We start from the raw sequence: 15,394 nt of genomic DNA, 5'->3' as shown, positions 1-15,394 counted from the left end.
CTTGTTGTCGTGATGCTCACCGCTTGGCCTGGACCGGGGCCAGCAGCGTTCCAAGTACACCCGCAATCCCGGTCTCGTAGATCGCGGTCGACTGCTTCTTCTTCTGGCTCCAGACGGTCTCCGGCCGGCTCTGCAGCGCCACGAGGTTCTCGTCTTCAGGGAGATCGGCGTCGATCGCCCATTCGACGTCCTGCGGACAGCCCATGCTGCGCTCGAGCGACTTGGCGAGCCTGGCGACGGCGAGCACCTGGGCATTGGTCAGGGAGGGCAGGGTGCGGCGCTCCGGCGCGATTACGCGCTCGACGGTCCGGCGCTCGGCGCCATCGGCGACGAGTTCGAAATCCTTCTCGGCGATGCGGTGCTTGATGACCTGCAGAAGCACCTTCTCGACGACGAAATTGTCGGGCGTGATTTCGCCGGAGACCACCGGCTCACCGAGCCCGAAGGCGGAATCGATCACGATCTTGGTGCGGTCGCCGTTGATCGGATCCAGCGTCATCGCCACGCCCGCGGCGGCGGCGTTGACCATCTTCTGGACGCCGACCGACATCAGCACGTCGATCTGGCCGAGCCCGTTCTCGGCACGGTAGGAGATCGCGCGCGCGTTGAAGAGGCTGGCCCAGCACGCCTTGACCTTCTCGACCACGGCGTCCTCGCCGACCACCCAGAGATAGGTATCCTGCTGGCCGGCGAAGCTGGCGTCGGGCAGATCCTCGGCGGTTGCCGACGAGCGCACCGCCACCGGCAACTGACCGTCGGGCGACATCCGGCGATACGCCTCGCGGATCGCCTGCTCGACCGCGCCCGGCATCGGCTGCGCCATGATTGCGTCGCGGATCTCGTGCGACAACTTCTCTTCGTCATCGACATCGTCGAGCACGATCCGCGACAGGCGCTCGCTGATCGTCGCCTCGAGTCCGTTGCTTCGAAGATGAAGGGCGTAGGCGTCGGTCGCGACCGCAAATCCCGCAGGAACGCGCACGCCCTGTGCGATCATGCGCGCCAGGCTCGCGCATTTGCCGCCGATGCGCGGGAAGTCGTCCTCGCGTGCGTCTTCGAACGGCACGATGAAGGATGCGGCTGCGTTGGCGCCCATGCGTCTGTTCCCCACCTTATGGCCCGGATCGGCTCCGGACTTGTTGTTGCTTGTGAAACGCGGTCCAATGACGATCGTCGTGTCAGGCCACGTCCCATTCGATCCGAAGCGCCGTCGGCACGCGGAACGAGATGTTGTGAACGAAGTCGATGGTCTGGTCGGCAGCGAGCCGGAGGCCAGGAAGCCTGCGGGTCAGCTCGCCGAGCGCGATCGCGAACTCGATGCGGGCCAGCTGCTGGCCGACGCAGGTGTGAATGCCGTAGCCGAAGGTCAGATGGCTTCTCGCGTCGGTGCGCCGGACGTCGAAACGGGTCGGCGCGGAGAACACCGCCTCGTCGCGATTGGCGGAGCCGATGAGCAGCAGGATATTGGAATCCTTCGGCACCGGCACGCCGCCGATCTGGGTGTCCTTCAGGGCGCGCCGGCGCCAGGCCACGATCGACGGGCTGAAGCGCAAGCACTCCTCGACCGCATTCGGAATGAGCTGCGGCTCGGCTATGATGGCTTCCCAGTTGTCGCGCCGCTGCAGCAGCTCGCGCATGCCGTTGGCCATCAAGGTCGTCGTGGTCTCGTGGCCGGCGAACAGTGCGCTGTAGAGCACGCCGGCGATCTCCTCGTCGCTGATCTCGGCGCCGTCCTTCTGCAGTCGGACCAGATCGCCGGGCAGATCGTCGGTCGGATCATCGTGGCGCTGACGCACCAGCGCGCGGCAGTAGGTCCAGTATTCGACCATGTTGCGCGCATGCACGATCTGCTCGTCGTCGCTGAGGTCGCCCCAGGTCAGCAGCGCGCGGCTCACCGCCCAGGACTTCACGCGCGGCACGTCCATATTGGGAATGCCGACCAGCTTGAACAGCACCAGCGCCGGCACATCATAGGCGAACTCGCGGAAGAAGTCGGCATGTCCGCGATCGGCGAAGGCATCGATCGCCTGGTTGACGATCGCCTTGATCTCCGGCTCGATCGCCCTGAACCGACGCGGCCCGAAGCAGCCCTGGACCAGCTTGCGGATGCGGGTGTGATCGGGCGGTACCCGCGCCGACAGGCCGGAATAGGCGGTGAAGCCGCCCTCGCGCATGATGCGCCTGCCTTCCTCGCACATCGGCCGGAGCGGTGCCTGGGCGTTCTCCGACGAGAACGTCCGCCAGTCGTCGAACACGGCCTTGATGTCGGCGTGGCGCGCGACGACGTAGTATTTCAGCTCGTCGGAGAAGAAGACCGGCGCCTCGGCGCGGGCCCATTCATAGAACGGGAACGGATCGCGCATCTCGAAGGGATCGAAGTCTTTGGCGGCGTCGCTATAGGGGCACCGCGCCAGCTGAGCTGCCGAACCTGGCATGTCGTCCTCCCATTCGCCGCCTTTGCCGGCGACGTTGTCATGGGCTCACTCTAAGCGGCGGCCTTTGGGTTTTCTTTAGCCCCTAACTCTATGGCAAATTGAGATAAATCGTCAATTCTGCTGGCGGCGGCACCCCCCATGGCGCATGGCTTGGCCGGCAAAGGTCGTGTGACCGAGCCGGTCGCGAACGAGCGGCCTCACGCGGTGAGCTTGCGGTGCAGCTCCTGAAGCGAGGCGCTCTTCGGCCGGTTGTCGAAATGCTTGAGCGAGTCGAGGTACAGCTTGAACTGGCGGTCGATCGCCTCGCGTCGGCCTTGCGCCTTGAACACCTGCATTGCCTCGGCATGCGCCATCTCGCACAAGGGGTCGATCGCCAGCGCCTTCTGGCAATGCGCGAGCGCGGCCGAGTGGTCGTTGCGTTCGAGATAGATCCGTGCCGCGTCGCGTTGCACCTTGAAGAACATGTCGCGCAGCCAATAGCGCTTGCTCCAGCACCAGTCGCGCTCGCCATCGTCGGCGTACTCGACCGGAATGTCCTCGAACAGGTCTCCGGTGTACAGACGGTCCGCCGCCTGCAGACAGATCAGCGCCTCGTCGCTGGCGCCGGCCTTGATGTGACCCTGGGACTGGCGGCAGAGCTGTTCGAAGGTCGAGATGTCGAGCCAGCTGCGCTCCGGGGGCACCAGCACGTAGCGCGATCCTTCGCGCCGGACATAGTTGCGCGTCTCGTCGCGTCCGTTGGGCTGGCCGAGCGCCAGCCGCAGATAGCGCACGGTGTGATAGAGGCGGTTGCGCGCAGCCTCAATGTCCTCGGCGTTGGGCCAGAGCAGATCCGCAAGCTCGTCGGTGGCTGCGCCATGGCCGCCCTTCTGCAGCAGATAGGCGAACAGGGTCTTAGTCTTGCGGGTCGCTCCGCCGGGCGGGTCCCAGTTCACCTGGCTGCCGTCGTTGCGATAGATCCGCAAGCGTCCGAAGCAGCGGATCTTCCAGCGGTCGCGGCTGTCGAGATGAACTGTACTGGGCTCTTCCGCCGATCGCCGCAACAGCCACATGGGGTCGGCGCCTTCGGCTGCGTGCAGCGCGGCCACCGATGTCCCGATCCGCAACTCCGGCGCGATCGCGCCGAGCCAGAAATCGACCTGCTCGCGCAATGCGCCGCGCGTCTGCAGCCGCGACGGCAGCCAATGCGGATTGTCCACGAGTCCGGCGCTGGTGAGGATCTGCGGATGGCCGCGCAGCGCGACGAGCAACTGCTCGTCGATCAGCACCCGGCGGTTATAGAGAGAGGCGATCGAGACCTCGGACTGCTGGGTGAGCGTTTCCGAAAGTGCGGGCCAACCCTCGAAATTGGCCGTCGCCGAGTTGGTCTCGAGGCCCCAGCTCATGTCGACGACGAGCAGGGCAGGACCTTGTTTGCGGGTTGGTGCCACCCACCTCTCGATTCGGCCTGCGACATCTCGAAACGAGATCGGCACCCGCAGCAGCGCCATCTCGACAAAGCTCTTGCCCTCGACGAATCCGGTCTTGTTGATGCGCTTTGCGAGCTTCTCGACCCGCGCGACCGCGTTGACGTCCGCCGCGATCACGAAGATCCGGCAGGGCTGTGCGACAGTCTGGTAAAGCTTGAAGAAGTCCGCAAAAAGAAGCTTTTGCTGCGTCGCGAATAGCGCGAGGTTGGCACAACTATTCTTGGTCATGGGTACTCACCCGCGGCAACCCCATTGCAGTCAGCCAGACTGGAGGTAGTCTAAGAGCGGCCGCCGGAAGGTTTCAAGGCCCTGTTTCGCAAGCATTCCTGCAAGCTGGCGAGATCCAGAAGCCGCGAAATGCGGCAGCGAAATGAATCGCTTTCAGCGACGATGCATGTTCGGGTTTGCGGGAACGGGATGCGGATTGAGCACGCCAGCGGAGCTGATTGCCTCAACGCGAGGCTCTTCTAGACCGTCAGGCACTCGTGGATCGCCGCTCCCTGACCTCTCGGATGAAGTGTGACGCCGCTAGAACTGTCGGGCTGGCAACGAGTTGATGATTGATGTTCGATGGAGGCCAGCCGCGGGGTAGGCTTTATCCCTCAGCTTGTCATATGAGAAGTCCGGCTCCGTTGTCTGCAGCTTGCGAACCATCTCGAAAGAAAGCTCACGGTGCCCATTATGGGCATAGAGAGCTGACAAATATCGCAAGGGGGGAGCAAAGGTCGGAGCAAGAGCATGGCTGGCTTCTGCAAGATGGACGGCCTTGTCGAGTTCTCCCGCCATGGTCCCCGCAATGCAGCTCAGGGCATCGAGCTGAAAACGGAAAGGCGCCGCACCAGCGATCGTACGGGCAAGCAATGTGTGCTGGAAGCCGTCCTCTGGTTTGCCGAGATAGCTCTTTGCGATTCCCAGGCAGGCCCAGGCGATCGGGTTGGCGTGGTTCAGTTGGATGGCTCGCTCGGCCAGCTCATAGGCGGCAACATACGAGCGCCGCATCATGGAATGGACATGCGCGCTCAGGCCAGCAACATAGGAGTTGTAGGGTTCGAGCTCCAGCGCCCGGTACATCAGATCGAAAGCCTCCGCCTCAAGCGTCTGGCGGCAGTTGAATTGGCGCTCGGCGAGCATGAAGGTGCGCAAATAGGCGCGCCACGCGAGATAGATACCGCGTGGCTCGGCCGCGAAAGCAGCGGCGAACAGCTTGTCGGCGGACTCGAAGTTGGCTCTGCCAAGTCGAAACAGGCGCAGGATGCCAGCATAGCATAGATGGGAGGCAGACCTCGGAGCGCCATCCTTGATATGAGCGAGTTGATCGACGGCGAAGTTGACCACCAGGTTGATGGTTCTCATCACATTGGTGTCGTTCAGGTCGAGCGTACCCTCGCCGTTGATCTGCAATGTCGACGACCATGCCAGCGTGTTGGCAGGGCGCTGCAACAGCGCGAGCCGAACGATCTTGCTCGTGTCAGATCCGAACACATCAGAACGCAGGGAGAGCGTGCCGGCCGAGGAGCCATCGTCACCAATCGGGCCATCGCCAGGCAAAGTGTCCGCCGGCCAGGCCGCCGACGCGCTCATGTCGCGCCGGTCTTGGATCGTGGCTACGCCCAGTTCCTTGATCGTCTTGGCGATGGAATCGACGAGGCTGTCCGTCACGACCGCAGTATCCGACGGGCCTGTCCGGCAGCCGGGGATCAGGACGATTCGGTTTCGCGAGGCCCGCTCATCGGCGGGCTGCAGGTGCGCTGCAAGATCGGTCGCGAGATTGGCAGCGTGGCGGAGGTCAGGCGACGGCGCGACGTGCATCTGGAATCGCGCACGCTCCTCGCGCAGCCAATCCTCGAACTCCTCCTCTGCAATGTCAAAACCTTCAAGAAGCTCACCTTGGGGAGGCGCCATCTCCTGCTGCGGTGACGCGGTAGCGTAACGGGCGATGTCGGTCTCAAATAGCTTTGGATCGAGCGAAATGACGAAGCTGTCGGCGCACAGCAGGGAGCGGCAGTCGGCCAGCGCCTTGCGGATTTCGGTCAGGCTTTGGCGAAGGCTGGCCGCGCCCTGCTCCTTGCCGCGGCTCCCCCAGAGCCTGTCCTGGATCCAGACCCGCGACCGCTTGTGCTCACGCGCCAGCGCCAACATCGCAATGAGGGCGCAAGCCTTGCGTCCTCTAGGCGTGCAATCCTCGCCAGAAGCCTTGACCACGCGAAACGGACCAAGAAGCTTGATCAGCAATTTTGGATCTGAGCTCACATTCGTCGCCCACAACCATGATGTAATCAGTCGTGAAAATACGGAAACCAATGATTGAGTAGTGAAGTCTCCAACACCCTTGCTGTCAACGTGAAAAATCCGTGAAACGCCGTCATTTCGAAGGCGGGCGGCTTGACCGCGCGTGCCGTCAAAACGACCATTCAGTGGTAACGGGCGGAGCAAGTCCGCCGGGCCAGGCAGGGAGGCGGCAGATGGCATGGCTAAGCGGTGAGAGCGGAGAAAGCGGCGAAAGTGGTGAGAGCGGCGAAAGCGGCGAAAGCGGCGAGGGCCGCCGTGTCCGCGCCTCATCGCGTGCACGCGCGCTGATTACCAGCCGGGAGGGCGTCGTCGGCTACTGGAACCAGCCGTCACACACGCCTGATCACTATACTGCCGGGCCAGAGGCGCTCGATCGCTGGTCGCGCGACGTGCGACTGCGCATCTTCGCTGGCGAGCTGTTGTCGGGCCTTGTCTATGACGAAGGCGAGACCTCGATCTCGCTTCAGTACCGTGGCCGCAGCGATGAGACGTTCACGCCGATCGTGCACATGATCCGTCCCAATGCCTCGGACTTCGCCGAACAAGCGGCTTGGGTGTTCAACTATGCCGCGCTGCGGATGGAACGCAGCAGCGAGATCCTGGCCGAGCTGCACGATTTCACCAGCTTCTTGGGCCTGGTCGGATACTGGAATCCGAGCCGCAGCCCGCACACCGCCGAGCTGCTGGCGCTGATCCTGCAGGTGACGACCACGATCGAAATGCGGGTCAAGCATGCGCTCACCTGCCGGCGTCCAATCGAATACTCACCGCAGATACAGCCGATGATCCAGACGCCGGGGCATGGGTCGCTGCCGAGCGGCCATGCCACGGAATCCTTTGCTGCGGCCTTCGTGATCAATGCCCTCATGCGCAAGGCGAGGACGGGGCGGGACGATGTCGATGCGACCGATCCAGTGTTCGTGCAGCTGATGCGCCACGCCGAGCGCATTGCCATCAACCGGACGGTAGCCGGCGTGCATTTTCCGGTCGACAGCGTGGCCGGTATGGTGCTGGGCTGGACCTTGGCGGAGCTGTTCATTGCGCGCTGCTCTGGCTGCGGCCAAGTCACGATGCGCAAGTTCGACGGGCGGGGGTTCAACGACGATTTCCGCTACGACGATGTGCTGGCGATGTCCTACAGGCGATCGGCCGCTGCGAACGTCGCCAGCGAGCAGGGTGGCGGCGGCGCGATCATCGAGGCCGGCACGCCATCGACCGTTCCAGCCTCGCCGATCTTGCAGCATCTCTGGACACAGGCGCTCGCCGAGTGCCGCCTGATCGTCGGCTGACACGAAAGGACAGGCGCATGAGAGACTGGCGAGGAGATCGGGCCGAACGAGCCAATCCCTATCTCGACTGGGAGTTGCGCAACAGGCCACTTGGCAAGAGGCTGGACTGGTGCAGCGTGCAGATCCAACTGCTGCCGGAGGCCAACGGCAGCTATGTGGCCCATCTCGGCCAGTTGGCCGCCATCGTGGCCGCCGGCCACGAGCCGGACGAGCCTGCTGACGCGCTGACCATCCGCATGTCGGCCGACGAATTCGATCTGCTGACGAAGCTGATCGACGACATCCGCATCGGTCGCGTCCCGCCGCCGGACGATCCGCGCGATGTGCAGTTCTTCATCTACCGGCCCGAAGACATCGCCAATCGCACTGCCGCCAACGGTCTCTTCACCGCGATCCATGTCGGCCCGCCGATTCCAGGCCTGCGCTTCGACTCTGTCATCGCCGCGCCGACCGATCTCGGCAAGCCGTTGACGGATTTGACGCGGCAGGTCGCTATCGGCGTCATCGATGACGGCATCGCCTTTGCCAACCGCCGTTTTCGCAGCAGGGGCGGCAGATCGCGCATCCGAGCGATCTGGCTGCAGGATGTCGAGCGCCGGACCAAGGATTTCGGCGTCGCCGCCGGGCAGCGGCTCACCGGCGAGGAGCTCGACGTGCTGTTTGCGGCGAACGCGAGCGAGGCCGACATCTATCGCGCGTTCGGCATGACCGATTTCGGCAATGAGCAACGCAAGCCGCTGGCGCAACGCGTCTCGCACGGCACACACATCCTCGATCTCTCCGGCGGCTACGATCCGACCGCGGAGGATATCGGCAGCAAGCGGCCTCTGTTGGCGGTGCAGCTGCCGTCGCCGGTGTCCAGCGATACGACCGGCGTTACCATGGCGAGCTACGTGCTGCAGGGGGCGCGCCAGATCATGCTATGGGCCGACCGGATCAACCCGAAGCTGCCGCTCGTCATCAATTTCAGCTATGGCATCGCGGCCGGCCCCAAGAACGGCAGCCACGAGATCGAGCAGGCTCTGTCGCGGATGATCGAGCGTCGCAACCAACGCGGCGGCCCGACCTATCTGGTGCTGCCGGCCGGCAACAGCTATCGCGAGCGGACGACGGGCCGGATGGCTGTGCAGCCCGGCGCCTCCGATCAGATCGATTGGATCATGCTGCCGGATGACGGTACGTCCAATCATCTCGAGATCTGGCTCGACGGCGAAGCGATCGCGCAGCAATGGCCGCGCGTCGGCGTCAGCCTGACGCCGCCCGGCGATGTGCCGCGCATGATCGATGGATTCGGTGATGGCGATGTGCAGGTGCTGGAGGATGACGGCAAGCCGATCGCCGCCATCAATGGCCACCTGGCCAAGGTGGCCGGCCAGCCCGACCGCGTTCGCTTTCATCTGTCGGTCAATCCGACCACCGCGCGCTGGAGCGTGAGGCATCCAGCGCCGGCCGGGCGCTGGCGGCTTTCCGTCACCAACGGATCGGAGGCGCCGCTGACCGCACATCTCTACATCCAGCGCGACGATACCCCGCTGGGCTACGTGCAGCATGGACGTCAGTCCTATTTCGATCATGCAGGGGGCTATCAGCGTGCGGCGCTGGATGGCAGCTACAGCGATCCGGACAGCAGCGGCTGCCCCATGACTCGCGAGGACACACTGTCGGCGCTCGCGACCGGCGCGGGCGCGCTCGTGGTCGGCGCCGTCGATGCCGCGGGCCAGCCGACGGATTATACGGCGAGCGGTCCGACGCCGGGGCGCGCCGAGCCCGATTGTGCTGCCATCGCCGACCAGGGGCCCGCGCATTGGGGCGTGCTCGCGGCCGGTACCCGGAGCGGTTCGGTGGTGGCGATGCGCGGCACCAGCGTGGCAGCGCCGCAACTCGTGCGTCGGCTCGCAGATTATCTCGCATCGCTGCAACCGGGCCCGGTGCTTGCGTCGCTTGCGGTGACCGACGGTCCCGTGGCCAGCTCCGACGTCCCGCCGCCGGGCGCCGCCGTGCTCGAGCCGATCAAGCAGGACGCGGTGGCCGCTTCGCCGTGTGACCATGCCCGTATCGGCAGTTTCATCCTGCGTGCGAGCGGCCACCCCGGCCTGCCGCCGCGGACCTATCCGCGCAGCCCAAACTTGCGCTGAGCCCGACTCCCTGGTTCGCCGCCGCGCAATTGCAGCATGCTGGCAGACAGTGAGCCAGCACAGGCGCGCGCCTCGACTCCCAGCCCGGATCCGATGCCTCTTGCGCTGCGCCCTTGCCGACGCGCGCGATAGCGCAAGTGCGTGAGTGCAGATGGCGTCGTTCCGATGCATTTTTGACGATGCTCTTGCGATGTCCTGACGATCGTCTCACACCACCTCGGCATAGTTCCTCCCGTGCAAACGAGACACAGGAGGATTCAATGCGCAGATCCAATATCCGTATCGTGATGGGCTTGATCATCTCGCCCTTGCTGATGTCCCAGGCCTCCGGTCAGAACCTCAAGGACCTGGTGCCGACCTATCAGCCGCATCAACAGACCGACAGCGAGCGGTTGCAGAACTTCCACGCTCCAGCCCCGCCTCCGACCAACTATCCGAACATCAGCCGTGATCCTTCCACCAACGAGCCGCGGCTCAACGTCAACCGCGATGTCTCGCTCGGCGGCAACGTGACCCGGAACAGCGCCGAGGGAAACGTCCGCTTCCCGATTCCGGGATCTCGCTAGGCGCTGTTCGGCGACCTGGATGGCAGCTCGCCGTCCAGGCGCGGCGTCTCGAAAGCGGGCCGCTGATTCAAACAATCATGATGACCTGAGGAGATTGCAGATGAAGAGTCTTCGACTGATGGCCTGCTCCGCCATGCTGTTGCCCAGCGTCGCTCTGGCGCAACAGCAGATTCCGACAGGCTCACTGCCGCCCGACATCGCGGCCGCGATCAAGGCGGCTCCGCTGACGCAGACGCTGATTCCGATCAGCGGCGAGGAGAAATTCGCGCAGCAGATCATCAAGGCAGACGAGATTTCCTTCGCGGCGGGGGCAAAGCTGACGTTGACCGGATTGAACTATCCCTACATCGTGGTGGCCGCGCAACGCATCAAGTTCGCCAACCCGGACACCTACAGCATCATCCAGCGCGATCCGCAGGCCGTGGCCGCCGTCGGCAGTGACGGCCCCGCAGGTCCCAATGGCGCCGACAATCCCGGCGAGACCAACCGGACTGGCAATCCCGGTTACCCCGGCGGCCCTGGCGGGCCTGCCGTTGCCGGACAGACCCGGCAACTGCCCGACGTCTATCTGGTCGCCGGAGAGCTCTCCGATCCGAAAGGGCCGATCCCGGCTGGTCTTCTCAACCTCGTCCTTCTCTTCCGCGGCATTGACGGCGGCGATGGTGGGACCGGGGGGAAAGGCGGCAACGGCGGCAGGGCCGGAAACGGCAAGGAAGGGGCCACGAGCCTGTTCGACTGCAAGGAGGGGGGCGGCCCCGGCGGGACGGGAGGCGCCGCCGGTCCCGGCGGACGCGGCGGTGACGCCGGCGCTGGGGGACAAGGCGCCGATCTCATCTTCGTCACGACCAGACCTGCCTACGAAGTCCTGAGCTATTCGCGGATCAACAATGTCGGCGGGAGGGCCGGACTCCCAGGTCGGGGCGGCAGCCCGGGCAATCCGGGCCCCGGAGGCCAGGGCGCGCCGGCCAATGGCTGGTGCAAGGGCACAGGCGGAGGATCGCCAGGCAATTTCCCGTCGCCTGCAAACCTCGGCTTCGGCAATCCGTCTGCGGACGGCGCGAAGGGAACGGTCACGGCGGTCATCCTTCCGTCCGTCGGTCCTCTGTTCGGCAAGTGATGCGGCGAGCGGCAGATGAAACCTGCAGGCCGCATCCTGCAGGTTTCGTCCGCCAGCGCGCGGTCCCAATTCCTCAATCCCGGAGCAAGCCATGACGACGACGCGCGACAGAGTGGAGCAATACGTCCTCGACTATTTCCATCGCCAGTGGCCCTCGGCGACCGAGGCCACCTCGCTCGCCGGCGATCTCGGTCTGGATGCCTACGACATCTACGACATCGGCCGGCATCTGCGGGGTTGGCGCCGCGCCAGCTACACGCCGAGTGAGTTCGCCGGCTGCGAACTGGTGAAGGATATCGTGACGCTGATCTACCAGAAGGTCCGCGCCGCCGGAAACTGAGGCGGGCACCGGCGGGATCCAGTCCACCACATGAAGGAAGGTACCGATGAAGCGCATGAGCCTCGCCAGTCTCACCGTCGCCGTCGCGGGCGGCATCCTTGCGGCGCAGGCCGCAGCCGAGACGGCAGCTGCTGACGACATCTTCGCGTGCTACAAGACCGCCCCCGCGGCCGAGCCGGACTGGACGGCGATCGCGCGCGACTATGCGCACAAGCGCCTGAAACAAGGCTGCGGGCAGCAGTGGCCCGTCGCCGCCACGCCACACCCGCAGCGGGCGTCGGCCGCAGCCGCAGCGCTGGCGGTGAAGACGGCGCCCGGGCCCGCGCCGGTCAGCGACTTCATCTGGTTCGTGCGCAAGGACTTCGCCGATGTCGACATGTTCGGCAAGCCGCAGTCCAACGAGAAGGCGACGGGTGCGGAATTGTCCTGGGCGCGCAACAACACGGCCGCCGACACGATCTGGCAGGTCAATGGACTGGTCGGTCTCGCCTACAGCTATCTCAACGAAGACTACTCGCGCTTCATCGGTGCCAGCCTGGCGTCCTATGTGAAGGTCGATAAGGAAGCGCATTCCGCCGCGGCAAGCGACGACAGCCGGGATGCGATCACCGTCGGCGGCAGCGCCGAGGTCGGATTCATCAACCCGATCGGTGGCGCCGACTATGTCCGCGGCAGCTGGCTCGAAACCCGCGACGGTATCCTGAACCGAACCACTGGGCAGGCCAAGCTCGAATGGATGCCGATGTATCTGCGCGTGAACCGGCAGATTCCGGGCACCTTCGTGACCACCAATTTCCGTCCCGACCTCAAGGTGCAATATGACGAGCGCCAGGGCGGTGTCGTACCGATCGGCTTCTCCGGTCTCGGCCGCTCGCTGCGCATCGGCCCCGAAGCGACGTTTCTGTTCCGCGTTGCCGATTTCGGCACAACGCTGCCGGCCTGGGCCGAGCCGCTCGCCGGTCTGAGCGGCGCCGTCACCTATCACTGGTGGCGCGAGGTCTATTCCGGGCATAGCGGCAGCTGGCTCGACAGCACGATCAAGTATGACATCAACCCGAACGTCGCGCTCGCCTTCTCTTATCAGAACGGGCGCAACGAGGAGACGGCCAAGCGAACGGACCTGTACAAGCTCTCGCTCAATTTCAAGACCTGTGCCGCCTTCGCTGGCTTCTCGGGCGGACGCTGCACCGCCGACAAGGACTGAGCTGGTAGTCATGACCGGGTTCTGGAAGCTCTACGGCTTCACGACGGAGGGAGATGATATGGACAAGGCCATCGATGGTTTCGTTCAGGTCCTGAGCTTCGTGCTCGCCTCATCCTCGACCGCAGCGCTGCTGGCGGTCGGACTGATCCTGCTGCTCATCACCACGGTGTTCGCCTGCTTCGCGCTCAGGTCAAAACCGGAAGATGTCACCTCGTTCTTCAAGGCGGCGTTCTTCCTTTGCCTGGTTGGTGGCATCCTGTTCTCCGCGGCCGGTCCGTCGCTCGCGCTGTTCTACGTGTCGCAGGATCCGATTCGCAGGAAGTCGGTCAATGAAGCGATCGACGATCTCGCCAGCAACAGACGTGTGCGCTATGTCATCCGCATGATCTCGCGCAGCCCCTCCGATGCCGCCCTCGGCATCGACGCGCTGACCCAGCTCGGTCCGCCCCGGCAGAAGTATTCCTTCGTCGCCGACTACGAGGAGTTGAAGGGTCATACGGTCAAGGAAGCGCTCGACCTGTTCGGCATCGGCTATGTCGCCGGATACCGTGTATCAGTCGTGATCTTTCCCCTGCAGATCGATCTCTATCCGGCCAATGCGCGGGGTCTGTTGCAGGTCGTCAGCAATGTCGAGGCCGGCGTTGCGCCGGAGGATCGCTTTCTCAAGCCCGGCAAGCTTCACGACGCGGAGCTCAAGGAGTTCGGCGACACCGGCATTCAGACCTACCGTATCGACAACTTCAAGCCGTTCTACCCGCACTATTGCGAGCTGGCGCAGACCTTCTTCTGCGGGCACTACGCCGCCAAGGAGCTCGTCGGCGGCCTCTACCGCGATTGGCATCCGCTCGGCTTCTCGCAGAAGAATCCACCAACCCAACCCTGCACGATTCCCAAGGAGAAGTTCTGCGCCTTCTCGGACTGGGACAAGGTGCGGCAGGACTTCAAGGGCCACTTCGGTGTTCGCGCGTTCCTCATCGAAAATCTCGAGATTGGCAAGATCCCTGGCCGCATGCTGTTCGACTTCCAGGATCCGCAGCGCGACAGGATCCCCGAGTTGGGGCTTCCACCAGCGTCTGACTGACCCACGCTTGTCAGCGAAGGAAGCCTATGGAGGTTAGTTTCCGAGCGGTTTCTGCTTGTCGTCGTAGCAATAGGCGAAGCGCCAAAGTTACGATCCGGTCGCGGTGACGAGCATGAAGAGCCCGCCTTCATTTGAGCGCTTGTAGTCTTTCCTTGCCGGCTTCAGGTGCCGGAAATAGGGGGCGGATTTGGTCGGCATAGGTTCGATTCCACCCAAAGCTCGCGATACCGTGACCCCGCGCACTCCCATCAAGGATACCAGCAAGACGGGGCGAACGCCGGCGAAGGGCAAACGGCGGCTTATCTTTAGATCTTGAGGGGGAAACGAACGTCGGCGGATGCGGGCGAACGCCCAATTGGTGCCCCTGGCCGACAACCGCCTGCTACCATAAGCAGTTGATTTTGATGTAATTTCTGTTGCCGATTGCTGCCGATGCCAACAGAAATACCAACAAGCTGACGCGCGGATTCGTTGGCGAAAAAATTCTTGTAGGCTCCTCGACGGCAGGCATGCCCCGCGCCGTGTCGGCCTCGACAATAGCTCCGACCGGAATCGAACCCGAAGTTGATTCGAACTCTCTGCGAGATCGACCCCTGACTCAATATCGGGAAGTCAAGGGCAGAGCTTGTTGCGCGTACGCCGTCCATCGCGCCCACGACGCCGAGCGAGCCCACGTACCTCGTTGCTGGGCGACTCCGCGGTCGACCAGGTTGGGCTTAGCGCGCAACCGGCGCTGCAAATGAAGGTAGTCTGCCAGTGTCCGAGAACACACTTGAACGAAGCACTGTGCATCATTGGTTCCGATACTGGTAACCGGCGGTGACCACAGTGTGCACACCTCCCGCTCGAGCGCGTCAAACCTGCTCAACGACGAGGCGGCGTTCGACGGCGATGTGGTGGAAGCCCAACTCGTTCGCGACCCGGGAAAAAGCGCCGGCGGAGCGGCGGGGTGGCGCGGCAAGGGCGCCAAGAACAAAATCCACAGAATCTACAGCCGTGCGGCCTATTGGGACGAAAGCGTGCGCTCTATGGAGCATTGGTCAGAATCGTCTCGACAACCTGCGCGACCGCCGTTCTGCAGCGTAAATCTGGCGGTCCAGCTTTCGCTCGTTTCGACCCTCGGCGGCGAAGCGTGATATTCATCCACGCTGTCGAGGTCGATCATGGTCTTGCCTTCCATCTTGTAGGCCCTGATCCTCTCTTGGGCGATCAGCTCATAAGCCTTAGTCTTTCCGAGTTTGCCATAGCGGCAACCGTCCTTGAACTCGACGAGCCGGCGCCGTCCTTTGTTATCAATGCCAACTATGGTTCCTGCATGTGCTTCGCTGATCTCCGTCACAACCGGATCAAGCCCAGCCGGGCGAGATGGGTATCTCCGTAGCGCGACCTTGGCCATCGATGCGCCAGCTGATTGTTTCGAGGCCCCCCTCCCGCGCGTAGCTCAATTGCTCGGGGATGCGTTGATCGAT

General features: G+C 63.9%; 12 protein-coding genes. 7 read left to right on the top strand and 5 right to left on the bottom strand.

From position 1 onward, the window contains the following. Nucleotides 1–16: 16 nt before the first annotated feature. The 4 genes from QX041_RS12255 to QX041_RS12240 form a co-directional block, all read right to left on the bottom strand. A complete protein-coding gene (locus QX041_RS12255; protein ID WP_316165499.1) occupies nt 17–1,096 on the bottom strand; it encodes a PEP/pyruvate-binding domain-containing protein in 1,080 nt (359 codons plus the stop codon). Nucleotides 1,097–1,178: 82 nt separating this feature from the next. Beyond that, the gene (locus QX041_RS12250) at nt 1,179–2,435 is read right to left on the bottom strand and encodes a cytochrome P450 (protein ID WP_316165498.1); all 1,257 of its coding nucleotides are present in this window, start codon (nt 2,433–2,435) and stop codon (nt 1,179–1,181) included. 197 nt (nt 2,436–2,632) lie between these two features. Beyond that, nucleotides 2,633–4,132: a bacterial transcriptional activator domain-containing protein gene (locus QX041_RS12245; protein ID WP_316165496.1), complete on the bottom strand. Its 1,500-nt coding sequence runs from the start codon at nt 4,130–4,132 to the stop codon at nt 2,633–2,635. Between the two features lie 300 nt (nt 4,133–4,432). After that, nucleotides 4,433–6,136: a hypothetical protein gene (locus QX041_RS12240; protein ID WP_316165495.1), complete on the bottom strand. Its 1,704-nt coding sequence runs from the start codon at nt 6,134–6,136 to the stop codon at nt 4,433–4,435. 119 nt (nt 6,137–6,255) lie between these two features. Between QX041_RS12240 and QX041_RS12235 the strand changes: the two genes are divergently transcribed. The 7 genes from QX041_RS12235 to QX041_RS12205 all read left to right on the top strand — a co-directional run bounded on the left by QX041_RS12235 (nt 6,256) and on the right by QX041_RS12205 (nt 13,925). Further along, on the top strand, nt 6,256–7,482 hold the full coding sequence (locus QX041_RS12235; protein WP_316165493.1) for a phosphatase PAP2 family protein: 1,227 nt from the start codon (nt 6,256–6,258) through the stop codon (nt 7,480–7,482). A gap of 17 nt (nt 7,483–7,499) precedes the next feature. Then, the gene (locus tag QX041_RS12230; RefSeq protein ID WP_316165492.1) at nt 7,500–9,617 is read left to right on the top strand and encodes a S8 family serine peptidase; all 2,118 of its coding nucleotides are present in this window, start codon (nt 7,500–7,502) and stop codon (nt 9,615–9,617) included. Between the two features lie 260 nt (nt 9,618–9,877). Then, nucleotides 9,878–10,183: a hypothetical protein gene (locus QX041_RS12225; protein WP_315736163.1), complete on the top strand. Its 306-nt coding sequence runs from the start codon at nt 9,878–9,880 to the stop codon at nt 10,181–10,183. 100 nt (nt 10,184–10,283) lie between these two features. Continuing rightward, complete coding sequence (locus tag QX041_RS12220) at nt 10,284–11,300, top strand: hypothetical protein (RefSeq protein ID WP_315826590.1); 1,017 nt, start codon at nt 10,284–10,286, stop codon at nt 11,298–11,300. Between the two features lie 91 nt (nt 11,301–11,391). Continuing rightward, nucleotides 11,392–11,640: a hypothetical protein gene (locus QX041_RS12215; RefSeq protein WP_315716235.1), complete on the top strand. Its 249-nt coding sequence runs from the start codon at nt 11,392–11,394 to the stop codon at nt 11,638–11,640. A 46-nt stretch (nt 11,641–11,686) separates the two neighbouring features. Further along, the gene (locus QX041_RS12210; RefSeq protein WP_316165491.1) at nt 11,687–12,844 is read left to right on the top strand and encodes a hypothetical protein; all 1,158 of its coding nucleotides are present in this window, start codon (nt 11,687–11,689) and stop codon (nt 12,842–12,844) included. A 10-nt stretch (nt 12,845–12,854) separates the two neighbouring features. Next, nucleotides 12,855–13,925 (top strand): hypothetical protein, encoded by a 1,071-nt coding sequence (locus QX041_RS12205; RefSeq protein WP_316165490.1) that lies wholly within the window; start codon nt 12,855–12,857, stop codon nt 13,923–13,925. A gap of 1,003 nt (nt 13,926–14,928) precedes the next feature. Here the strand turns inward: QX041_RS12205 and QX041_RS12200 are convergent. Next, a complete protein-coding gene (locus tag QX041_RS12200) occupies nt 14,929–15,321 on the bottom strand; it encodes a hypothetical protein (RefSeq protein ID WP_316165488.1) in 393 nt (130 codons plus the stop codon). Nucleotides 15,322–15,394 lie beyond the last annotated feature (73 nt).

The organism is Bradyrhizobium sp. SZCCHNRI2009 (genome assembly GCF_032485115.1).
Taxonomy (GTDB): Bacteria; Pseudomonadota; Alphaproteobacteria; order Rhizobiales; family Xanthobacteraceae; genus Bradyrhizobium.
The sequence above is the reverse complement of the archived record's forward strand: the minus strand, read 5'-3'. Positions and strand labels throughout refer to the sequence as shown.